The 21,228-nt window shown below is 73.3% G+C and carries 24 protein-coding genes and 1 riboswitch; of the genes, 13 read left to right on the top strand and 11 right to left on the bottom strand.

The window, feature by feature from the left end:
• The first annotated feature begins 262 nt into the window (after positions 1–262).
• The gene (locus ACFY0X_RS31185) at positions 263–1,771 is read left to right on the top strand and encodes a globin domain-containing protein (protein ID WP_387759599.1); all 1,509 of its coding nucleotides are present in this window, start codon (positions 263–265) and stop codon (positions 1,769–1,771) included.
• Here the strand turns inward: ACFY0X_RS31185 and ACFY0X_RS31190 are convergent, their stop codons facing one another.
• Positions 1,772–2,314, bottom strand: a complete 543-nt coding sequence (locus ACFY0X_RS31190) for an NUDIX domain-containing protein (protein WP_387759600.1) — start codon at positions 2,312–2,314, stop codon at positions 1,772–1,774.
• A 552-nt stretch (positions 2,315–2,866) separates the two neighbouring features.
• On the opposite strand from ACFY0X_RS31190, the gene ACFY0X_RS31195 reads away from it, so the two are divergent.
• On the top strand, positions 2,867–3,292 hold the full coding sequence (locus tag ACFY0X_RS31195; protein ID WP_387759601.1) for an SsgA family sporulation/cell division regulator: 426 nt from the start codon (positions 2,867–2,869) through the stop codon (positions 3,290–3,292).
• Between the two features lie 93 nt (positions 3,293–3,385).
• Here the strand turns inward: ACFY0X_RS31195 and ACFY0X_RS31200 are convergent, their stop codons facing one another.
• A complete protein-coding gene (locus ACFY0X_RS31200) occupies positions 3,386–3,766 on the bottom strand; it encodes a phage holin family protein (protein ID WP_387759603.1) in 381 nt (126 codons plus the stop codon).
• 120 nt (positions 3,767–3,886) lie between these two features.
• Between ACFY0X_RS31200 and ACFY0X_RS31205 the strand changes: the two genes are divergently transcribed.
• Both ACFY0X_RS31205 and tenA read left to right on the top strand, forming a co-directional pair.
• Positions 3,887–4,204, top strand: coding sequence for a cupin domain-containing protein (locus ACFY0X_RS31205; protein WP_387759604.1), 318 nt, complete (start codon positions 3,887–3,889; stop codon positions 4,202–4,204).
• Positions 4,205–4,253: 49 nt separating this feature from the next.
• Positions 4,254–4,925, top strand: a complete 672-nt coding sequence (gene tenA, locus ACFY0X_RS31210) for a thiaminase II (RefSeq protein WP_387759606.1) — start codon at positions 4,254–4,256, stop codon at positions 4,923–4,925.
• 101 nt (positions 4,926–5,026) lie between these two features.
• Here tenA and ACFY0X_RS31215 read toward each other — a convergent pair whose 3' ends face one another.
• Entirely contained in the window at positions 5,027–6,313 is a 1,287-nt protein-coding gene (locus tag ACFY0X_RS31215; protein ID WP_387759608.1) for a hypothetical protein, read from the bottom strand.
• A gap of 278 nt (positions 6,314–6,591) precedes the next feature.
• Here ACFY0X_RS31215 and ACFY0X_RS31220 point away from each other — a divergent pair, with 278 nt between their 5' ends.
• The 5 genes from ACFY0X_RS31220 (at position 6,592) to ACFY0X_RS31240 (ending at position 9,893) form a co-directional block, all read left to right on the top strand.
• Entirely contained in the window at positions 6,592–6,792 is a 201-nt protein-coding gene (locus tag ACFY0X_RS31220; RefSeq protein ID WP_387759609.1) for a DUF5326 family protein, read from the top strand.
• Positions 6,793–6,974: 182 nt separating this feature from the next.
• Positions 6,975–7,109, top strand: a riboswitch (TPP riboswitch).
• Positions 7,104–8,918 carry a phosphomethylpyrimidine synthase ThiC gene (thiC, locus tag ACFY0X_RS31225; RefSeq protein WP_387759612.1) on the top strand — a complete coding sequence of 605 codons (1,815 nt, stop codon included), beginning with the start codon at positions 7,104–7,106 and terminating at the stop codon, positions 8,916–8,918. (Overlaps the previous riboswitch by 6 nt.)
• Positions 8,919–9,060: 142 nt before the next feature.
• Positions 9,061–9,291 carry an antitoxin gene (locus ACFY0X_RS31230; RefSeq protein ID WP_387759614.1) on the top strand — a complete coding sequence of 77 codons (231 nt, stop codon included), beginning with the start codon at positions 9,061–9,063 and terminating at the stop codon, positions 9,289–9,291.
• Complete coding sequence (locus ACFY0X_RS31235; protein WP_387759615.1) at positions 9,288–9,695, top strand: type II toxin-antitoxin system VapC family toxin; 408 nt, start codon at positions 9,288–9,290, stop codon at positions 9,693–9,695. Before ACFY0X_RS31230 ends, ACFY0X_RS31235 begins: the two co-directional genes overlap by 4 nt.
• 45 nt (positions 9,696–9,740) lie before the next feature.
• Positions 9,741–9,893: a thiamine biosynthesis protein ThiC gene (locus ACFY0X_RS31240; RefSeq protein ID WP_387759617.1), complete on the top strand. Its 153-nt coding sequence runs from the start codon at positions 9,741–9,743 to the stop codon at positions 9,891–9,893.
• Positions 9,894–10,012: 119 nt separating this feature from the next.
• Here the strand turns inward: ACFY0X_RS31240 and ACFY0X_RS31245 are convergent, their stop codons facing one another.
• Together ACFY0X_RS31245 and ACFY0X_RS31250 are read right to left on the bottom strand one after the other, a co-directional pair.
• Positions 10,013–10,399 carry a VOC family protein gene (locus ACFY0X_RS31245; protein WP_387759618.1) on the bottom strand — a complete coding sequence of 129 codons (387 nt, stop codon included), beginning with the start codon at positions 10,397–10,399 and terminating at the stop codon, positions 10,013–10,015.
• A 63-nt stretch (positions 10,400–10,462) separates the two neighbouring features.
• On the bottom strand, positions 10,463–11,008 hold the full coding sequence (locus ACFY0X_RS31250; RefSeq protein ID WP_387759619.1) for a dihydrofolate reductase family protein: 546 nt from the start codon (positions 11,006–11,008) through the stop codon (positions 10,463–10,465).
• 154 nt (positions 11,009–11,162) lie between these two features.
• Between ACFY0X_RS31250 and ACFY0X_RS31255 the strand changes: the two genes are divergently transcribed.
• On the top strand, positions 11,163–12,092 hold the full coding sequence (locus tag ACFY0X_RS31255) for a LysR family transcriptional regulator (RefSeq protein ID WP_387759620.1): 930 nt from the start codon (positions 11,163–11,165) through the stop codon (positions 12,090–12,092).
• Between the two features lie 143 nt (positions 12,093–12,235).
• Here ACFY0X_RS31255 and ACFY0X_RS31260 read toward each other — a convergent pair whose 3' ends face one another.
• Positions 12,236–13,072, bottom strand: a complete 837-nt coding sequence (locus ACFY0X_RS31260; RefSeq protein WP_387759622.1) for a helix-turn-helix domain-containing protein — start codon at positions 13,070–13,072, stop codon at positions 12,236–12,238.
• Between the two features lie 101 nt (positions 13,073–13,173).
• Here ACFY0X_RS31260 and ACFY0X_RS31265 point away from each other — a divergent pair, with 101 nt between their 5' ends.
• The gene (locus ACFY0X_RS31265; protein ID WP_387759623.1) at positions 13,174–13,770 is read left to right on the top strand and encodes an NADPH-dependent FMN reductase; all 597 of its coding nucleotides are present in this window, start codon (positions 13,174–13,176) and stop codon (positions 13,768–13,770) included.
• A gap of 62 nt (positions 13,771–13,832) precedes the next feature.
• Positions 13,833–14,801, top strand: coding sequence for an aldo/keto reductase (locus ACFY0X_RS31270; protein WP_387759624.1), 969 nt, complete (start codon positions 13,833–13,835; stop codon positions 14,799–14,801).
• Positions 14,802–14,872: 71 nt separating this feature from the next.
• Here the strand turns inward: ACFY0X_RS31270 and ACFY0X_RS31275 are convergent, their stop codons facing one another.
• Positions 14,873–15,436 carry a hypothetical protein gene (locus ACFY0X_RS31275; RefSeq protein ID WP_387759626.1) on the bottom strand — a complete coding sequence of 188 codons (564 nt, stop codon included), beginning with the start codon at positions 15,434–15,436 and terminating at the stop codon, positions 14,873–14,875.
• Between the two features lie 275 nt (positions 15,437–15,711).
• Between ACFY0X_RS31275 and ACFY0X_RS31280 the strand changes: the two genes are divergently transcribed.
• Positions 15,712–16,197, top strand: coding sequence for a hypothetical protein (locus ACFY0X_RS31280; RefSeq protein WP_387759628.1), 486 nt, complete (start codon positions 15,712–15,714; stop codon positions 16,195–16,197).
• A gap of 30 nt (positions 16,198–16,227) precedes the next feature.
• On the opposite strand, the gene ACFY0X_RS31285 is transcribed toward ACFY0X_RS31280, so the two are convergent.
• The 4 genes from ACFY0X_RS31285 to ACFY0X_RS31300 form a co-directional block, all read right to left on the bottom strand.
• Positions 16,228–16,839 carry a hypothetical protein gene (locus ACFY0X_RS31285; protein ID WP_387759630.1) on the bottom strand — a complete coding sequence of 204 codons (612 nt, stop codon included), beginning with the start codon at positions 16,837–16,839 and terminating at the stop codon, positions 16,228–16,230.
• 186 nt (positions 16,840–17,025) lie between these two features.
• Entirely contained in the window at positions 17,026–17,886 is an 861-nt protein-coding gene (locus ACFY0X_RS31290; protein ID WP_387759631.1) for a hypothetical protein, read from the bottom strand.
• A gap of 260 nt (positions 17,887–18,146) precedes the next feature.
• Positions 18,147–19,562 (bottom strand): metallophosphoesterase, encoded by a 1,416-nt coding sequence (locus ACFY0X_RS31295; protein WP_387759633.1) that lies wholly within the window; start codon positions 19,560–19,562, stop codon positions 18,147–18,149.
• A 207-nt stretch (positions 19,563–19,769) separates the two neighbouring features.
• Positions 19,770–20,927, bottom strand: a complete 1,158-nt coding sequence (locus ACFY0X_RS31300; protein WP_387759635.1) for a LacI family DNA-binding transcriptional regulator — start codon at positions 20,925–20,927, stop codon at positions 19,770–19,772.
• Positions 20,928–21,228 lie beyond the last annotated feature (301 nt).

Raw genomic sequence — 21,228 nt, forward strand, 5'->3', positions numbered from 1 at the left:
GCCTTGGCGTCAGCAGAGACAAGCCAGGTGGCGCAGGTCGGCCGGAGGCGAAACGATTCTCTTGGGTACTCGAAACGTAGCGGTGAAGTCCCGCGGAACAGTCCTGGTCCGCACCGGGCACGGCTCGGCGGGGGTCGCCTCCGTCCCGGGCCTGTCCCAGTCCGTGTCCCTGTCGGAGCCCGCGTCCCCGTCGGACTGCGCGTCCCCGTGGGAGTCCGTGTCCGAGCGGGCCCCGTCGCGGCGGACGGCCGTCCGGCCACCGATGCCGCTGGACCCGCCGGACCGGCCGCCGGTGGTGGCGGCCGACGCGCCGACGGCGGTGCTGCCGCCGGTTCCACTGCCGCCGGTTCCGCTGCTGGAGCCCGTCCGGCCGGTGATCCCGGCCCGGCCGGTGCAGCCGCCGGCCGTGCCCGCTCCCGTGCCCGCGTCCGCTTTCGCGCCCGCGCCCGTTCATGCCCCCGCCGCCCCCGCCGCCTTCCGCCCGCTGTTCGTCGACGCGCCCGGCCACAACTGGGCCGGGCCGGGCGACCGGTGGAGCGACGCCTGGGGCGTGCCGACCCCCGTCGGGCAGCTCCCGGCCGCGCCCGTCGCCGCCGCGCTCCCCGCTGCCGGGCAGGTCGGGCCCGCCGATCTGCCGCTCACCGCCCGCGACGTCGAGCTGGTCCGGGCCGGCCTGGCCGCCGTCGAGCCGGTCGCGGACCGCGCCACCGCGCACTTCTACGCGCTGCTGTTCCTGCGCCACCCCGAGCTCCGCTCGTTCTTCCCCGCCGCCATGGACGTCCACCGCGACCGGCTGTTCCGCACCCTGCTGGCCGTCGTGCGCGAGATCGACCGGCCGGTGGCCCTGCGCGCCATGCTGGCCGGGCTCGGCCGCAGCCACCGCCGGTACGGCACGCTGGCCGGCCACTACGTCGCGGTGGAGGAGTGCCTGGTGCGGACGCTGGCCCGGTACGCCGGCGAGCGCTGGGACGCCGAGGCGGAGTCGGCCTGGCGCCGCGCCTACCGGATGGTCGCCTCGACCATGATCGAGGCCGCCGAGGAGGACGCCCGCACCTCGCCGCCCTGGTGGCAGGGCGAGATCGTCCGGCACGAGCGCCGCACCCGGGCCGTCGCGGCGATCACCGTCCGGCCGGACCAGGCGTACCCGTTCCGGGCCGGGCAGTACGCCGCCCTGGAGACGCCCTGGTGGCCGCGGGTCTGGCGGCACTACTCCTTCGCCGCCGCGCCCCGCCCGGACGGGCTGCTGACCTTCCACGTCAAGGCCGTCCAGGCGGGCTGGGTGAGCAACGCGCTGGTCCACCGGGCCGCACCCGGGGACGTGCTGCGGCTCGGCCCGGCCACCGGCTCGATGACCGTCGACCACGCGGCCGGGCCGGACCTGCTCTGCCTCGGCGGCGGCACCGGCATCGCGCCGATCCGGGCCCTGGTCGAGGAGGCCGCCGCGCACGGGGCGTCCGGCCGCCGGGTCGAGGTGTTCTACGGGGCCCGCCGGGCCGAGGAGCTGTACGAGCTGGCCGCACTGCGCGAACTGGCCGCCCTGCACCGGTGGCTGACGGTCCGTCCGGTGCTGTCGGGCGGCGGCCCGGCCGGGGGCGTGCTGACCGGCGAACTGCCCGAGGTGGTCGGCCGGTTCGGCTCGTGGGCCGGCCACGAGGCGGTGCTCAGCGGGCCGCCCGCGATGGTGCACCGGGGCGTGGGGGTGCTGGTGCGCGCCGGGGTGCCGGCCGAGCGGATCCGGCACGACCTGGCCGGCGACCTGGCCGGCGGGTGATCAGCCGAGATCGGGTGCGAGGAGCGCGCGGATGCCCTCGATGTTGGCCGCCAGGTACGCCCGCAGCCGGGGCGGGACCACGTTGACCGAGGTGACGCCCTCGCGGGTGAACGGCAGCCGGACCACCTCGTACTCGCCGTTGGGGTCGGTCACCTCGGGCCCGTGCCGCCGGCTGAGGTCCATCGAGGCGAGCCGGCAGACGAAGAAGTGCTGCACCTTGACCCCGTGGGGGTGCAGCGGGGTGCCGTCGTCGTGGTGGGTGTGGCTGATGGTGTCGACGAAGGCGGGCACCACGTCCACGACCTTGCCGCCGAGCTCCTCGTCCACCTCGCGGTGCAGCGCCTCGACCACCGTCCGGTCCTCGCGTTCGACGCCGCCACCGGGGGTGATCCAGTACGGGTGCGGCGAACCGGGCCGGACCCGCCGGATCAGCACGATCGAGGCCGGGCCGTCCGGATCGTCCGGATCCAAGTCCAGCAGGATCGCCCGCGCGGTGCGCTTGACGACCGGGCGCGGTGGCGGAGTGCGGTTCTCGGGGCCCATGGCAACCTCCGGGACTGGCGCGTTGTGCGGGAGTCTCCCGCGCCGGGGAGGGGGCGAAACCCGGGGAACGGGTCGAAACGCACCGGGAACGGGTCGAAACGCCGACCTGGTCGGGTGCGTCCGTTCGGGGCCCCGCTGTGCTGCAATGAGCAGCCACCGGGCACATGGGAGGCTTCGCTCCGCATGCCCGGGCCGGGCAGGGACCTGCACGAGGGACTCGGGCTGAGGGTCGGGTGGTACGGATCGATTCGCACGGCTTTTCGAAGAACGACGGCCTCCCGGGACGGCGCCGGCGTGCCGCACGCCCATGGCCGCAGGAGGGCCGGGGCGGTGAGCCCGTCGTTCATTCTCTGGCCGCACTTGGTCTAGACCGCTCCCGATTCGTTCACCATTTGAAAAAGCACACCTTGTCCATGACATCCGCAAACATGGACGATGGTGATCGAACGTGGATTGGTTGCCTAAACCGTCACAAAAACCGTCGAAACCATGTCCGGCCGCCATCGGACCAAGCGAACCGACGGCGCGGGCTGAACGAGAGGTACTGGCGCCATGCAGCACAGCACAGTCCAGGGTCACCTGGTGATGAACCTCGTGGTCTCGCACGAGCTCTCCTTCCGCCTCCTGGTGGACCTGGGGTACGACGCGGACGACCCGTACGCCGTCCGGCTCACCTTCCACCTGCCCGGCGACGCCCCGGTCACCTGGTACTTCGCGCGGGAGCTGCTGCTCGACGGGCTCAGCGGGCCCGCGGGCGAGGGCGACGTGCACATCCGCCCGGTCGGCGAGGAGCTCTCGGAGGTCCGCATCGTGCTGCGCTCCCCCGACGGCGACGCCCTGCTGTGCGCCTCCTCCGCGCCGCTGATCGCCTTCCTGGCGCGCACCGACCGGCTGGTGCCGGTGGGCCAGGAGTCCACCGGGCAGGACATCGACGCCCAGCTCGCCGACCTGCTCAAGGGGCGTGAGAACGCGGGGTGAGCGGTCCGGCAGGCGACGCAGGCACGACGAAGGGGCCCGCACCCGGTGAACAACCCGGGTGCGGGCCCCTTCCGGCCGCCCGCACGACACCGCTCAGTCGTCGTCCAGGGCCAGGTGCAGGCCCCACGAGACCAGGCTGATGATCAGTGAACCGACCAGCGCGGAGACGAAGTTGGTCACGTGGAAGTCCAGGCTCAGCTTCCCGGAGGCCCAGGAGGTGAGCAGGAGCATCAGGGCGTTGATCACGAAGGTGATCAGGCCCAGCGTGAGGATGAACAGCGGGAACGAGAACAGCTTGACCACCGGCTTGATCAGCCAGTTCACGACGCCGAAGACGACGGCGACGCCGAGCACCGTGAGCGCCTTGTGCTGCCAGTCCGCGTTCCCCTGGGCGAGTTGGATGCCGCTGACGATCCAGGCGGCGACCCAGATGGCCGCCGCGTTGATCAGTGTCTTGATGACGAAACCCTTCATGCCGCCCAAGCCTGGCAGGAACCCCCGTCCCGGCGGAACCACCACACGGCGGGTTGGTGTTGAATGCCCCTGGTCCGGGAGGTGGACGGACCGGTCCGCGAACGAGGGAGGACGGCGGCGGTGAAGCTCTTCCGGCTGGACGAACTGGACGCCGAACGGGCGGCCAACGACGGCGCGTACCTGCGGTTCCTGCGCGAACCGCGGATGTCCGCCGGGCTGTACGCGCTGGCCCCCGGCGACACCGACACCCAGACCCCGCACGACCAGGACGAGATCTACCAGGTGATCAGCGGCCGGGCCGAACTCACCGTCGGCTCCGAGACCGCGACGGTCGGGCGCGGCACGGTGGTGTACGTGCCGGCCGGCACTCCGCACCGGTTCCACCACGTCACCGAGGAACTGCGGGTACTGGTGGTGTTCTCCCCGCCGGAGGACTGAACGCCCGGGCGTCGGAGGACGCGTGCGGCCCGCCGGTTAGGGTCGCGTCATGAGCACCAAGACGCTGACCGAAGAACTCTGGGCGGCCATCGAGCCGGTGTACGCCGAGATCCTCGCCCACCCCTTCCTGGCCGGGCTCACCGACGGCACCCTGCCGCGCGAGGCCTTCCGCCACTTCGTCGTCCAGGACTCGCACTACCTGCGCGACTACGCCCGCGCGCTCGCCGTCTGCGCCGCCAAGGCGCCCGGCGAGGAGGACGTCCGGGCCTTCGCCGACGACGCGGTCGGCGCGCTGGCCGCCGAGCAGGGCATGCACGCCGAGTTCCTGACCGCCTTCGGCGGCAGTGCCGAGCAGGCCGCCGCCGAGCCGGTGCTGCCCACCACCCGGGCGTACACCAGCTACCTGCTGGCCACCGTCTACGGGGGCTCCTTCGCCGAGGCGGTCGGCGCGGTGCTGCCCTGCTACTGGATCTACGCCCGGGTCGGCGAGGCGCTGCTCGCCCAGGGCTCGCCCGACCCGCTCTACGCCAAGTGGATCTCCACCTACGGCGACGAGGCCTTCCAGTCGGTCGTCCGCCGGGTGCTGGCGCTCACCGACCGGCTGGGCGAGGAGCTCTCCGCGGCCGAACGCCGCAGGGTGGTCGAGCACTTCGTGACCACCTCGCGCTACGAGTGGATGTTCTGGGACGCCGCCTGGCGCGGCGAGCGCTGGCCGGTCTGAGCCGTGCGCCGGTCGGTCAAGCCGTGCGCCGGCCGGTCCGATTCGGGTGCGCGCCCGCCGTCCGGGCCGTGCACCGGACGGCGGGCGCGCGCGGTGCAGGGTCAGCCGGTGACGAAGTAGCCGGTCAGGTCGGCGACGACGTCGGCCGCGGCGCCGTGGTTGTAGACCGAGTACGTGCCCGAGGCCGTCACGGCGGTGGACACCGAGTTGGCGACGGTCCGGCCGGGCTCGACGTTGACGGTGGAGGTGTTCGGCGGCTGGCCCCCGCCCGGGAAGACGGTGAGGTGGCCGAAGTCGGTGACGTCGGTGACCGTGACGTTGGCCTCCACGCCCACGACGTTCGGGACGGAGCCGTCCGTCGGCACCGCCTGGACGGCCGCGGTCGCCCCCCGCTGGAGCATGCCGCCGGTGACCCGGGTGTCGAGGTTCCGTACCGGCGTCCTGAGCGCGCTGAACAGGCCCTTCCCGGACGGCCCGTAGTAGCCGACGACGTCGACGATCACGTGCACCCAGCCGGCCCGGTTGTAGACGTCGATGCTCCCGTCCGCTCCGACCGGCACCACGACCTGGTTCGCGACGGTCGATCCCACCGGGAAGTTGACGTTGGAGCCCTTGGCGGGCCGCGGCTTCCCGGTCGGGTACGCGGTCAGGAAGCTGTCCCAGGAGCCGTCCGTGGTGGTGACGTTGAGGACCACCGAGGTGGCGTCCGCGGTCCCCAGCTCGGGGCGGGCGACCTGGTAGGTGCGCACCGCGTCGCCACCGAGCCGGCCGGTGCCGTCGCTGCGGCTGTCGGCGATCCGGGTCGGGGTCAGCGGACCGAACCCGTCGGTCGCCGCGGTCCGGTAGTAGCCGACCACGTCGAGCACGACGTCGACGTCGCCCGCGTTGTTGTAGAGGGCGAGCCAGGGGGAGGTGCGGCTGACCGGGCCGACCGCGACCGTGACCAGGTTCGAGACGGTCCGGCCGGCCGTGAAGTTGAGGCTGGAGGTGGCGGGCTTGGTGCCCGGCGCCCCGGCGGTGGGGCTGATCGAGAGGAAGCTGTCGGCGGTCGGGTTGGTCACGGTCACGTTGACCACCACGGCCGTGACGTCGGACGGCACGACGCTGGTGCAGTCCTGCGGGGGGTGGCTGCGGCAGAACGTGGCGAGCGGGGTCGAGTAGTACTCGCCCTCGTGGAGCGGCCGCGCGGTACGGGTCGCCGGGACCTGGTTGTAGTCGCGGGTGTCCAGGACCCGGGTCGGAGTCATCCCGACGAACCCGGCCGGTGCGGTGACGTCGGCGGCAGCGGTCGCCGCGGTTGCCGGTGCCGCGGTGGGTGCGGCGGTCGCCGGGACGGCGGCGAGCGCCGCGGCGGCCAGGCTGAGCGCCGCGAGAGCGGCTGTGGACACGGCTGTTCTGGCTAGCATGATCAGGTTCCCCCCTGGTCGATGGCGCCGGACGGCCTTGCGCCCGGCACCAGTTGGACGCTCCGGAACGCCGGAGGTTGTACTCCGCCGGACGAATTCTCCGGGGTCACCCGGGGGGCCGGGGTAGGGGTGATCTCGGGGTTCTCTCCGGGCCGCCGGGCCTCGTTCCGGCACTCGCGCCACCGTACGATCGAAGTACCGAAAGCAAGCGGGATGCGGCACCGGACGGCGGCCGACCCGAGGGGAGAAGAGGAACCGACATGGCTGAGCTCTGGAAGTCGCTGCCCTCCTGGGTGCGCAACATCGTCATCCCGGTGCTGGTCCTGGTACTGGCCTGGAACGTCGTCGCGTTCGTGTTCGGCGTCGTCGGCGCACTGCTCTCGATCGTGATCAAGCTGTTGGTGGTGGTCGGCATCGCGGCCGCCGTGGTGGTCCTGGTGAAGAAGGCCGCCAGGAGCTGACCCGCCACCCCGCAACGCCGCCCTGAGGCCCGGCCCCCTCCCACGAGGGGCGCCGGGCCTCGGCCGTTCTCCGGCGGCCCAACGCGACCGAGCCGGGGGCGGCCGCGCGGGCGGGCCGGGAGGCGCTCTGGACCTGCGGCGATCCGCTCGCTACGGTGTTGGGCGTCGTGTGCAGGCAACACCGCCTGCGACGCGGGAGCTCGGAGCACCGGGCTGAGAGGGCGCTGACCGGGACGTCGACGGACGGACCGACGGCTGCGTCGACCGCAGGAACCTGACCGGGTAATGCCGGCGTAGGGAGTAGAGGTCAGATGACCACGTTCGAAGCACAGCCGCAGTCTGCCCAGGGCGCCCCCAGCAGCGAGCGCACCGGCTACCCGACCCCGGCCTGGCGCAAGGCCCACCGGGAGGGATCGCGCCCCGACCTGCGCGTCCCGTACCGCGAGGTGCGGCTCACCAACGGCAGGACCGTCCCGCTGTACGACACCTCCGGCCCGTACACCGACCCGTCCTACGAGCCCGACGTGCGGCGCGGCCTGCCCGCGCTGCGGGACCCCTGGATCCGCCAGCGCGGCGACGTCGAGGAGTACGACGGCCGCGAGCCGCGCCCCGAGGACGACGGGATCAAGCACACCTCGCCGCGCGGCGGGAACCTGCGCAACCTGGACGCCGTCTTCCCCGGCCGCCCGCGTCGCCCGCTGCGCGGCCGCGACGGCGTCGCCGTCACCCAACTCGCTTACGCCAAGCGGGGCGTGGTGACGCCGGAGATGGAGTTCGTGGCGCTGCGGGAGGGCCTCGCGCCGGAGTTCGTGCGCGCCGAGGTGGCGCGCGGCCGGGCCGTCATCCCGGTCAACGTGAACCACCCGGAGGTGGAGCCGGCCATCATCGGCACCAACTTCCTGGTGAAGATCAACGCCAACATCGGCAACTCGGCCGTCACCTCCTCGATCGAGGAGGAGGTGGAGAAGATGACCTGGGCCACCCGCTGGGGCGCCGACACCGTCATGGACCTCTCCACCGGCCGCAACATCCACACCACCCGTGAGTGGATCCTGCGCAACTCCTCGGTGCCGATCGGCACCGTGCCGCTCTACCAGGCCCTGGAGAAGGTGGACGGCAAGGCCGAGGAGCTGAGCTGGGAGGTCTACCGGGACACCGTCATCGAGCAGTGCGAGCAGGGCGTCGACTACATGACCGTCCACGCCGGCGTGCTGCTGCGCTACGTCCCGCTCACCGCGCGCCGCAAGACCGGCATCGTCTCGCGCGGCGGCTCGATCATGGCGGCCTGGTGCCTGGCGCACCACCGGGAGAACTTCCTCTACACCAACTTCGAGGAGCTCTGCGACATCCTCGCCGCCTACGACGTCACCTTCTCGCTCGGGGACGGGCTGCGCCCGGGCTCGATCGCGGACGCCAACGACGAGGCGCAGTTCGCCGAGCTGAAGACCCTCGGGGAGCTCGGCCGGATCGCCCGCGAGCGGGACGTCCAGGTGATGATCGAGGGCCCGGGCCACGTCCCGATGCACAAGATCAAGGAGAACATGGATCTCCAGAAGGAGATCTGCGACGAGGCGCCGTTCTACACCCTCGGCCCGCTGACCACGGACGTCGCCCCCGGCTACGACCACATCACCTCGGGCATCGGCGCCGCGATGATCGCCTGGTGGGGCACCGCGATGCTCTGCTACGTGACCCCCAAGGAGCACCTGGGCCTGCCCAACCGGGACGACGTCAAGACCGGCGTGATCACCTACAAGATCGCCGCCCACGCCGCCGACCTGGCCAAGGGCCACCCCGGCGCCCAGGCCTGGGACGACGCCCTCTCCGACGCCCGCTTCGAGTTCCGCTGGGAGGACCAGTTCAACCTGGCCCTCGACCCGGAGACCGCCCGCGAGTTCCACGACGAGACCCTCCCCGCCGAGCCCGCCAAGACCGCCCACTTCTGCTCGATGTGTGGTCCGAAGTTCTGCTCGATGAAGATCAGCCAGAAGATCCGCGACGAGCACGGCGACGGTTCCAGCGCCGTCGACACCGAGTTCGACGCCGAGGCGCTGGCCGGCATGCAGGCCAAGTCCGAGGAGTTCGCGGCCCAGGGCAACCGGGTCTACCTCCCGCTCGCCGACTGACCGCACCCACGTGCGAGAGCGGCTCCGAGAGTATTTCGCCTCTCGGGGCCGCCGTTCGTGGTTCCGCTGCTCGTCTGCTGAGGCCCGAGGATCGATGCAGCTGATATCTGCATTTTGCAGATATCAGCGCTAGAATGCAGGCATGACAGTCCTCACAATCCGGGACGTCCCGGACGATCAGATCCAGACCTTGAAGGTTCGCGCAGCGCAGGCCGGCAAGTCGCTCCAGGCGTTCATGCAGGACCTGATTGCCAAGGAGGCATCCAGGCCCACCATGGCGGAGATGATGGACAGGCTGAACCGGGAGACCACTGCCACCGTCAGTACCGCCGATGTCCTCGCGGCGATTGATGAGGGGCGAGCCGGGCGTTGATCGTCATTGACTGCTCCGCGCTGGTCCTGGTTCTCACTGCCCACGGTCCCGACGGGCAGCTCGTCCGCGGCCGCGTGGCCGAGGCTGGGGACGTCTACGCGCCCACCCTCCTGGACTACGAGATCCAGTCAGCCCTCCTCGGCATGAAACGTGGCGGCAAACTGACTGAGAGGGAAGTGGAGAGGGCGATCACCGCGTACCGGATGCTTCCCATTGCCAAGCGGGAAACGTTGCCCTTCTGGGATCGGGTCAAGAACCTGCACGCGAACCTCAGCACCTACGACTCCCAGTACGTCGCCTTGGCGGAGGCCCTGGGCGTACCGCTGATCACCAGCGACGCAAGGATCGAGCGCAGCGGTGCGGCCAAGTGCGAGATCGAGGTCTTCGCCTCGATCCGCCCTTGACCGGCGCAGCGCGTCCCCGTGGTGCCTTCACCGAAGTTCTGCTCGATGAAGATCAGCCAGAAGATCCGCGACGAGCACGGCGACGGTTCCAGCGCCGTCGACACCGAGTTCGACGCCGAGGCGCGGGCCGGCATGCAGGCCAAGTCCGAGGAGTTCGCGGCCCAGGGCAACCGGGTCTACCTCCCGCTCGCCGACTGACGCCGGAGCCCGGCACCCGAGCGCCGCCCCGGGAGGTATGGCCTTCCGGGGCGGCGCTGTGCGCGGGGGTTGGTGGGCCCGCCCCTGCCCACCCCCGTGGGGCTGGGGCGGGGGTCCGGTCAGGCGGTGGCGTCCTGGGGGTACCAGCGGAGTTCGACGGTGTTGCCGTCCGGGTCCTGGACGTAGACGGAGGTGGCGGTGCCGCGGGCGCCGTAGCGGGGGACGGGGCCTTCGAGGACGGTGAAGGTGCCCGCGTCGATGACCTCCTGCCAGTCGAGGGGCTCGACGGTGAGGCAGATGTGGTCGACGTTGGACTCGTGCCGAGGGCCCTCGGCCAGGTCGATGATGGTCTCGGGGCCGACGCGGACGGAGGGGAACGACACCCGGCCGGCCCGCCACTCGTCGACCCGGACGGGGGCCAGGCCGAGGAGGCCGGTGTAGAAGGCCAGCGAGCGCTCGACGTCGGCGACGTTGAGGACGAGGTGGTCGAAGGCTACGACGCGCATGGTGGGGTCCTTTGGGGTACGACGGGGGAGAGCGGGGGACGGGCGGGGGAGCGCGGGGAGCGGTCAGGCCTGCTGGTAGTGCAGGTGGACGACGCCGGTGCTGAAGGTGGCGGAGTGGGCGAGCCGCAGCGGCGTGCGGTCCTGCTCGGTGAACAGGCGGATGCCCTGCCCGAGCACGATCGGGTGGACGAGCAGGTGGAGGTCGTCGATCAGCCCGGCGCGCAGCAGGGTGCGGGTGAGCATGATGCTGCCGGTGACGTTGATGTTGCGGCCCGGGCGGCGCTTGAGCGCGGTGAGTTCGGCGACGACGTCCCCGGAGAGGACGGTGGAGTTGTTCCACTCCGCCTTGTCGAGCGTGGTGGAGACGACCAGCTTGCGGATCGCGTTGAGGCCGTCCGCCATCTCGCCGGTCTGGTGCGGCCAGACGGCGGCGAAGGACTCGTACGTCCGCCGGCCGAGCAGCAGGGTGTCGGCCGCGGCGGCCATCCCGCCGACGACGGCGCCCATCTCCTCGTTCAGGTACGGGAAGTGCCAGGTCTCGGGGGCCTCGACGACGCCGTCCAGCGAGACGAAGAGTCCGGCGGTGATCCGGCGGTCGGTGCTGGTCATGGGGGTTCTCCGGAAGTGGCGGGGTGGTCGGCGCGGGGCGGGCTTCCCGCTCGGCCGGTGACGTGTTCAACGATCCCCTGGTCCGGATATCTGATCAATGCGCGATCGCCGTACGATCGTTGAGCCGGATTCAACGATCGAGGGGCGGGGCGGGATGCTGGAACGGTTGGAGGTCGAGGTCTTCCTCGCGCTCGCCGAGGAGCTGCACTTCGGCCGGACCGCCGAGCGGCTACACCTGACCACCGGGCGGGTCAGCCAGGTGGTGAAGAAGCTGGAGCGCCGGATCGGCGGGCCGCTCTTCGACCGCACCAGCCGGTCGGTCGGACTCACCGCCGTGGGGAGGCGGTTGGCCGACGACCTGGTCCCGGTGGTGGCGGCGATGGCGGAGGCGCTGCGCCGGGCGGAGGACGCCAGCCGGGGTGTCAGCGGGGAGCTGCGGGTGGCGTTCCTCGGGGAGTGGACGGCGCCGGTGCTGCTCAGGGCGGCCGCGCTGTTCGGCGAGCGGCACCCGGAGTGCCGGGTGGACGTGCGGGAGGTGCAGCTCTCCAACTCCCGGGCGAGCCTGGTGGACGGCTCGATCGACGTCCTGATCGCCTCCTACCCGTTCGACGGCATGGCCCGCGGGCCGGTGCTGATGACCGAGCAGCGGGTCCTGGCGGTGGCCGCCGGGCATCCGCTGGCCGCGGAACCGTCGGTGTCGGTCGAGGTGCTCGCCGACCACCCGGTGGTGCAGTACCCGGCCGTCACTTCGGTGGGCTTCAAGCGCGACCGCACCCCCGACCGCACGCCGTCGGGCCGCCCGGTGCCCAAGGGGCCGTCCGGCAGCACCTTCTCCGAGATGCTCAGCCTGGTCGCGATGGGCCGCGGCGTGCTTCCGGTCGGGGAGCACTCCCGCCGCTACTACCCGCGTCCGGACGTCGCGTACGTGCCGATCCACGACGCGCTGCCGATCGAGCGCGGCCCGGTCTGGCTGGAGAGCAACACCACCGCGCGGGTCCTCGCCTTCGTCCAGGCGGCGACGGACGCCGCCGGGGCGCGGGGGGCCGGTGGGGCGGCGCCGTCGTGCGTGGCGTCGGCGGGGTGACGGCGCCACCCGATAGAACCGGTGCCGACGGGATGACCGGTGCCGACGGGGCCACCCGATAGAACCGGTGCCGACGGGATGACCGGTGCCGACGGGGCCGGTGCCGACCGGGTGGCCGGTGCGGCCCGTCGCGGAGGCGGTGGTCAGGAGATCGCGCGCAGCCGGACCGGCCCCGGCGTGAGCAGATGGTCGAGGTGAGCGGCCGTCTCATCGTCGGCGGGGAGCAGGACGACGAGCTGCTGGGAGTCGTCGGTGAGGTCCAGGGTCTCGCGCAGCAGCCGGAGTTCGGGGCCGGACGGGTGCCGGAGGCGGAGCGGGCCGCGCCGGGGGACGAGGTGGTTGCCGAGCCGGCGGGTGAACTCGGGGCCGGTGAGCGGGGCGAGTTCGGTGCTGAGCCACTCGGCGGATTCGACCGAGGGGCCGAGCCAGATGTCGAAGGCCTGTTCGTCGGCGACGTCGTCCCAGTCGGCGAACAGGGTCCGGGCGCGCGGGTCGGTGAAGACGTAGCGGGTGAGGTTGGGCGCCGGGCTGTCGAGCAGTCCGGCGGCGCCGAGGACGGTCGCGTAGCCGCTGGTGTGGGCGAGGACGTCGCCGAGGCGGTTGGTGACGGCGGCGATGCCCGGTTCGAGCAGGCGCAGCGTCTCGCGGACGGTGGGGCGCAGTTCGCGCGGGGCGGGGGCGGGCCGGGTATGGCCGGCGCACGCGCCGCCGGCGATCTTGGTGAGGTAGCGCAGGTGGTTGCGCTCGGCGGGGTCGAGGCTGAGGGCGTCCGCGAGGGCGTTGACCACGGCGGTGGAGGGGTTGCGGTCGCGGCCCTGTTCCAGCCTGGTCAGGTACTCGACGCTGATGCCGGCGCGGACGGCTAGGTCGGCGCGGCGCAGGCCGGGTGAGCGGCGGCGGCCGTGGTCGGGCAGGCCCAGCGTCTCGGGCTGGATGCTGTCCCGCTTCGCGCGGATGAAGTCCCCCAGTGGTGTGCCCATATGGCGAGCGTAGTGCTGATCGCCGCGCGCAGGGTGGCCCTGCGGGGGCCAGCCTGGGCACGGCCTGGTTGCGGGTGGATGGCGGGCTGAGAGTGGTGGCCATGGAGACGAACAAGCACAAGCTGGTGATCATCCTCGGCAGCGTCCGGGAGGGCCGGTTCGGCCCGGTGGTGTCCTCGTGGGTGGCCGAGCAGGCCGCCGCGCACGGGGGCTTCGAGGTCGAGGTGGTGGACCTCGCCGAGGTCGAGCTGCCGCTCGAACTGCCCTCCGCCTCACCGAAGTTCGTCGGCGACGACTACCCGCGTCCGGCCGGGATGGCCGAGCTGACCGAGGCCCTGGAGGGCGCCGACGCCTTCGTCGTCGTCACCCCGGAGTACAACCACAGCTACCCGGCCTCGCTGAAGGCCGCGATCGACTGGCACTTCACCCAGTGGACGGCCAAGCCGGTCGCCTTCGTCAGCTACGGCGGCGCGGCCGGCGGCCGGCACGCCGTACTGCACCTGGAGAACGTGCTGACCGAGCTGCACGCGGTGACCATCCGGGACGGCCTGGCCTTCCCGAACTACTTCACCGCCTGGTCGGACGGCCGCCCGGACGACCCGCAGGCGCCCGGCTACGCCAAGGTCCTGCTCGACCAACTGTCCTGGTGGGCAGGCGCGTTGAAGGCCGCACGGGCCGCCGCGCCGTACCCGGCGTAGGCGCGGGGGCAGAGCACCGAATCACCTGGAGAAGCCGGAGCGCCCGGAGAAGGAGGAGGACGATGGACTACCTGAAGCTGGCCGGCACCGACCTGGAGGTCAGCCGGATCGCGCTCGGCTGCATGGGCTTCGGCGGCACTGGCACCGGGCACAACCCGTGGGCGCTGGACGAGGAGGCCGCGGCGCCGGTGTTCCGGCGGGCGGTCGAGCTCGGCATCACCCTCTGGGACACCGCCAACGTGTACGGCGGCGGCGCCTCGGAGGAACTGGTCGGCCGGGCGGTGCGGCGCTTCACCCGGCGTGAGGACGTCGTCCTGGCGACCAAGGCGGGCCTGCCGATGCACGACGGCCCGGGCGGCTCCGGGCTGTCCCGGCGGGCGGTCCTGGAGCAGGTGGACGGCTCGCTGGCCCGGCTCGGCACGGACCACATCGACCTCTTCCAACTGCACCGCTTCGACCCGGCGACGCCGGTCGAGGAGACGGTGGCGGCCCTGCGCGAGGTGGTCGAGGCCGGGAAGGTCCGGTACGTCGGGGTCTCCTCGATGTGGGCCTGGCGGTTCGCGGAGCTGCGGCACGCGGCGGCCGTGGCGGGCGGCCCGCGGTTCGTGTCGATGCAGCACCAGTACAGCCTGGTGCAGCGGGAGGAGGAGCGGGAGATGTTCCCCTTCCTCGCCGATCAGGGCATCGCCAGCCTGGTCTGGTGCCCGCTGGCCTCGGGCCGGCTGGCCCGGCCGTACGGGCAGGGCACCGCCCGCTCGGCCGGGGACCCGGTGGCCGGGCGGTTCTTCGCGGACGTCGACCGCCCGATCGTGGACGCCGTCCAGCGCGTCGCGGAGGCCCGCGGCGTCCCGATGGCGCAGGTGGCGCTCGCCTGGGTGCTGCGCAACCCGGTGGTGGCCGCCCCGGTCGTCGGTGCGACCCGGCCGGGCCACCTGGACGACGCGGCGGCCGCCCTCGGCCTCGGCCTCACCGGCGCCGAGGCGGCGGCCCTGGAGGCCCCGTACACGCCCCGGCTGCCCACCGGCTTCTGAACCGGGGCGGCTCGACGGTTCCTGAACCGCGGCTGCCCACCGGCTTTCCGAACCGCGACGACCCGACGTGCTCAGCCCGCCGTGCGCCGGCGGTAGTAGTGCACGGTGAGCGCGGCGAGCAGCGGGCCCCAGGCGGCCAGCGGCAGGTAGCTGGCCCAGAACACGGCGGTCTGCCAGCCGTGGGTGATCAGCCCCAGGTCCCGGTCGCCCCGGATGGTCAGGCCGAACGAGAACATCACCATCGAGTACGGGAAGACCATCAGCGCCGCCGAGCCCAGTCCGGCGGGAACCACGGCGGCGAGCACCGGGACGGGGCGGCCGCCGAGGACGGGGACCCAGCGCGGCCAGACCTCGCCCCAGCGGGCGACCAGGCCGAAGCAGAGCAGGGCCAGCCCCTCGCTGACCACGCTCAGCGCGAGGATGTACGCCCAGCCGCCGTCGAACGAGCCGGCGGCCCGGTCCGGGGGCGTCGGGCCGTGTTCGAGCAGCGGCAGGTCGAGGATGAAGCCGCCGATCCGCCAGAGGCAGGAGGGCAGGACGGCCAGGGTGATCGCGTACCCGGTCCGGACCGCCCAGCGGGGCACGCCCGGTGCGGGGGTGCCGTGCAGTCGTGCCGCGATCGTCCGTGCGCCCATGGTTTCCGCCTCCAGCCAGGGCGGACGCCGTCCGTCCGCCACCGGTACCGACCCTCCCGGAGAACGCCGGCGGGGGCGTCCTCACCCCGATCGAATCCGGGCCGGACCCGTTCCCCCGGGCGGGGGAGCGGGGGTGCGCCGGCGGTCGGCACCGGCGGCGGTCGGCGTCGTACCCGGGTATGACGCCGGATCCGGCTCCCCGGTGTGACGACCGGCCGTATCCCGGCACGGGAGGGTGGGGACATCGACCGAACGAGGCCGGAGGAGCCGACACGATGCCCGCGAACCACCGTCAGTCCAGCAGGGCCGTCCCGGCCGCCCTCCGCACCGGCCTGGCACTGCCGGCCGGCGCGGTGGGGGCCGCCCTGGTGCTGACCGGGCGGCCCGCCGCGGCCGCCCGGTGGCAGACGCGGGTGTCGGGCGGCCACGGGTGGACCGGCGGCCGGGTGCTGGCCCGGGCAGTCCTGGGACTGCCGCTGGACGCCCTGGCACTGCTGCTGGTCGGGTACGCGCTGTTCAACTCGGTGCGGAACTTCGGTTATCCGCTCTGGTACCTCGGCACGGACTACCACCAGGCCTGGGGCGGCCCGACCATGGCCGGTGTCTGGACGGTGCACGCGGCGGGCTGGGGCCTGTGCCTGTACCTGCTGCTGCGTTGGCCGCTGCGGTGGATCGCCCGTGGCCAGCGGGCGCTGGCGCTGCGGCTGACGGGCGGTCGGCCTTCGTCCACGGCTGGGCGTCCGGCCATGGCGGCGGCCTGAGACGGCGGCGGTGGTTCGAAGCTGCCGGGGTCAGGGCAGCAGCCCCCAGGACAGGACCCAGGGCAGGAACACCAGCCCGGCCAGCAGCAGGGCGCCCAGCCGGACCCGGTCGGCGGTGGTGGCGGCCGGGTCGGCCCGCTCCCGCCGGGCGCCGGCCGCGGCGACGGCGGCCGCCCCGAGGGCGAACAGCCCGAGCAGCTGGACGGCCAGCCAGACCACCGGGCGGCCGAACAGGACCGGGCCGGGGGACATCGCGGCGGTGAGCACCAGGAAGAGCAGGTAGCCGAGGGCGCCCAGGGCGGCGACCGTCCCGGCGAGGGCGGCCCAGCGGGCGGCCCGGGGCGGGGCGCCCGGGCGAAGCCGGCGGCGGAACGCGCCGGTCAGTGCGAAGCCCGCGAAGCCGGTCAGGCAGAGCAGGGTGGCGACGGCCTCGAACCAGGGGGACTCGTACCAGCGGAGCGGGTCGAGTGCGCGGCCGGCGACGTCCAGCGGCGCGGCGCCGGACGGTCCGGCGGTGGGAAGCAGCCCCGGCAGGGCTGCCGGCAGGGCCGCCAACAGGGCCGCCGGCAGGACCGCCAGCAAGACGGTGACCAGCGGCAGCGCCGGTCCGGTGCGGGACGGTCGGACGGGTCCGGTGCTCATCGCTGGTCTCCCCCGGTCGCGCTCCTCTTGTGGGGTCCAGCCTGGCGGACGGCGGAGTCCGGGGCGATGGTGGCGGCACCCGGACCGGGGGTGGGGATGTCCCCCGGAAACTCCGCTGAGCAGGCGGAACGCCGGCCCCGGGAAACGCCGGCTCCGGGGAACGCCGCCCCCCGGAGGGCGTCGGGCTCAGCGCACCTCGTCGGGCCCGGTGAAGTCGGGCGGCGTGTACCCGGGACCGGTGAAGTCCGGCGGGGTGAAGGCGGCCGGGCGCGGGGTACGGCCCTCGGGGTCGGTGAGCCCGTCGGGCCCGGGGCTGGTGAACGCGGGCGAGGTGTAGCCGGGGCTGCTGAAGTCGGGGCCGGGGGCGTCCTGGCCGGTGGCGTCGGGTCGGGCCGCCGCGCCGGGCACCGGCGGCAGCGAGTCGAGCAGGTACGGGACGAGGCCGCGCTCGCGCAGGGCGGTGCGCCACTCACCGTGGGCGTCGCCGAGTTCGGCGGCGAGCTCCGGGTCGGTGCCGGCCGGGGCGCTGGCGGGGCCGTCGCGCAGGGCGGTGAGCAGCAGTCCGATGATGCCGATGGCCATCGCGGCGACCCCGGCGGCGAGCGCCACCCAGCCGGCCGTGACCAGGGAGTCGGCCAGCGCCGGGTCGGGGTCGGCGGCGCGCAGCAGGTAGCCGATCAGCAGCAGGAACAGGGCGGCGGCCCAGGCCAGGATCGGGGTGAGCACGGTGAGGACGGGGAACAGCCCGGCCCCGCCGCTGCCGGAGCGCAGCTGGGTGAGCAGCCCGGGTGCGACGGGTTCGCTGCCGGGCGGCGGCGGGGGCGTGCTGTGCAGGCTCTCGCGCAGCCGGACGTAGTGGGTGTACTCGGTGGCGGCCGCGGCGTTGACGCGGTCGGCGTCGCGCAGCGCGCGGATGCGCAACTGGTCGGCGGTGAGCGCGCCGGGGGCGCGCAGGGCGGTGAGGACGGTGCGGTCGCGCAGGGCTTCCGTGAGGAGGCGCTCGTACTCCGGGCGGTCCTCGGCGAGCAGTGGCGGGGGGTTGGACATGGGGACCCCGTTCGTGCGGACCCCGTTCGCTCCGCCCCGGGGGCGCGCGGCCCTCAGGGCGCCGGAACGGGCGCGGAGGCGGGCCGCCGGACGGGCGGCCGGGTGTGGTGTGCCTCATGGTAGGGGCGGGCGCGCCCGGGCTGACAGTCGGTTTCCGGAATTTCGCGCCCCGGGACGCGCGCATGCGACGAACCGAGCGCCGGGAACAACTGTTCTACGACGATGGTCGGTTGACGATCTGTCGGCGGCCCGAGGGCGCCTCAGTCGATCGGCAGCCGGGCGACCAGCAGCCGCCCCTCCATGGTGACGCCGCCGTCCATCGCCACCGCGAGGTCGTCCGCGTACACGTACGGCCCGGGGATGTGCGGCGGCTGGCCGTCGTCGTTGTGCACCGCGCCGGTGAGGTACGGGATGGGGCTGTGCCCGTGCACGATCCGGCTGCCGCCGTAGGTGTCGAGCAGCTCGTGGACGGCCAGCGGGCCGGCGTCGCCGCGGAAGGCGAACCGCTTGGTGAAGCGGCGGAAGCAGTCCCACCACTCGTCCACGCTGCCGTCGGCGAGCAGTCCGTGCACCGCGTCGTTGACGTCGGGGATGGACTCGCCGTACTCCAGGTACGCGGTGGTGTCGGAGTGCAGCAGCAGGTGGCCGTCCTCCAGCGCGATGGCGGGCAGCCGGGAGAGCCAGCTGATGTGGTGCGCCTCCAACCGGTCCAGGTCGTTCTGCTGGCCGCCGTTGAGCCGCCAGGCGGCGAGGAAGGAGGCGGTGCCGGCGGTGGACTGGACGGGCTCGTCCCCGTACCTGGCGGCGCCGAGGAAGAGCAGTTCGTGGTTGCCCATCAGGGCGCGGCAGTAGCCGCCGGCCGCGGCGGCCTCGGCGGCCAGCTGCATGACCAGGTCGATGACGCCGATGCCGTCGGGGCCGCGGTCGGTGAAGTCGCCGAGGAACCAGATCCGGGCGCGGCCGGCCGACCAGTGGCCGTCGGCGTCGATCAGGCCCTGGCCGTGCAGGGCGGCGCGCAGCTCGTCCAGGTAGCCGTGCACGTCGCCGACGACGTAGACCGGGCCGGGGGGCTCGCCGGGGCCGGGGGCCGGGTACGGGTAGGTGGGCACGGCGGGGTCGGGCAGCGGCGGGCCGAGCTCGATGGTCGGCGGGTCGTCGCGGCCGTCGAGCTGGAGCGCCGGGGACGGCTGGTCGGGCAGGGTGGGCTCGTAGCCCTTCTGCCCCTGGCCGTCGTAGCCGCCCTGGTCCGGGCCGTCGTAGCCGCCCTGTTCCCGGCCGTCGTAACCGCCCTGCTCCGGACCGTCGTAGCCGTTCCGCTCCGGCGACTCGTAGTTCGGGCGGTCCTCGTACCCGGCGCGGTCCCGGTAGCCCGGGCCGTCCTCGTAGCCGCCCTGTCCCTGCTGCGAGAAGGCCGGGCCGTGGTCCAGGCCGACCCCCTGGGCGTGCACCGTGTGGCCCTGGCCGTCGGCGGGCCAGTGCTGCTCCAGGTAGCGGGCTCCGCCGTAGCCGCTGTAGGTCTCCCCGTCGTACGTCTCCCCCTCGTAGGACGGGGCGGGGTAGCCGGTCGCGGGATCGGGTTCGTAATAGGTGCCGTACGGCAGCACGTCGAGGTCCGGCTGGTGGCGGGGGCCCGAGTGGGGGTGCTCGGGCCCGGGGAAGCGGTCCTCGGGTGTCATTCGCCCATCATAGGAAGACCACTCTCCCGGCGTCGTCACCTGGTGGGTATCCAATCCTCCGGAGCGTCAGCCGGGCGGTCCCGCAAGGTCCGTTTTGTCCCGGCTCGGTACGGTCTCATCAGCTCTGGTCGTCTGCTCGGCACGGCCCTCGGCCCACTCCCCGCGGGCCCGTCCCGGGCCGGTCCCGATCCAGGAGGGCGCAGTGGTCTACACCTCGCCCGGGGCCCGGGGCGGGCTGACGGTGGTGCGCGGACTCCGGCGCTGGGAGGACGCGCGGACGATCAGCTCGGTCGGCATCAGGGTGCCCGGCGGCGGCCCGGTGCCGGCGGTGCGGAAGCGCGGCGGGAAGAGCCGGGCGATGTCGACGCCCGTCCCCGAGTCCACGCCCTCGATCGCGTCGATGAGCAGGTTGACCACGGTGGTGCCGATCTTGCGCGGCTTGAGCGAGAGCGTGGTGATCGGCGGTTCGGTGGCCGCGTAGACGTCGCTCTCGCTGCAGCAGACCAGCAGCAGGTCGTCCGGCACCCGCAGGCCGTACCGGCGGGCGGCGGCCAGCAGGTCGGTGCCGTTGGGGTCGAACAGTCCGTAGACGGCGTCCGGCCGGTCGGGGCGGGCGAGCAGCCGGTCGGCGGCGACGGCGCCGGCGGCCGGGTCGTGCGCCGGGTAGGTCTCGTACACCGGCTCCTGCCCGACCTTGGCGCACCAGCCGAGGTACGCCTCGGTGGAGAGCCGGGTGTAGGTGTCGGTGCTGGTGCCGGTGAGCAGGCCGATCCGGCGGGCGCCGGCCTCGGAGAGGTGGTCGAGGATGCCGAGCACGGCGGCCTCGTGGTCGTTGTCGACCCAGGCGGTGACCGGGCAGTTGCCGGGCTTGCCGTCGCTGACCACCGGGACGCCGGACCGGTACAGCTCGCTGACCAGGGGGTCCTGGTCGGGCGGGTCGATCACCACGGTGCCGTCCAGGGCGATGTTGCCCCAGACGTCGTGGCGGGAGGAGGCGGGCAGCACCACCAGCGCGTAGCCGCGGCCCAGGGCGGCGCTGGTGGCGGCCCGGGCCATCTCGGCGAAGTACGCGAACTCGGTGAAGGTGAACGGCTCTTCACCGTAGGTCGTGACGGTCAGCCCGATCAGGCCGGACCGTCCGGTGCGCAGGGTGCGGGCGGCCGCGGAGGGGCGGTAGCCGAGGCGCTCGGCGACCTCGCGCACCCGGCTGCGGGTCTCGTCGGGCAGGCGGCCCTTTCCGTTCAGCGCGTCGGAGACAGTGGTGATCGACACTCCGGCGGCTGCTGCCACATCCCGGATGCCGGCCCGTTCCAGACGCCTTGAGGTGGTGGGACGCCGACCGCTCTGGTTGGCTGCTGCTGTCATGGCGGACCGATCGTATGGCTCCTGACAAGGGTCTGTGACCGGCGCATCGGGAGCCCGCGGAGATACGTTTCTCCAAGAGTGAGCCGGGGTGCGCCCCTTCGATACCCGCCTGAAACCAGCACTCTTACCTCTGACATGTGCCAAAGGAACCGGGCAGAATGGCTGATCTGCGCCTGTAACCCGACCGGGCATCTCACTCCTACGGGTGAGGGCGGTCGGTATCGTGCAAGGCACCCGACCGGGGTGGTCCGGGTGCGACACGAGGTCCCGGGCACGGAGGCGAACCCGTCCGTGGCGGGCG

This window comes from Kitasatospora sp. NPDC001547 (assembly GCF_042894165.1).
Taxonomy (GTDB): Bacteria; Actinomycetota; Actinomycetes; order Streptomycetales; family Streptomycetaceae; genus Kitasatospora.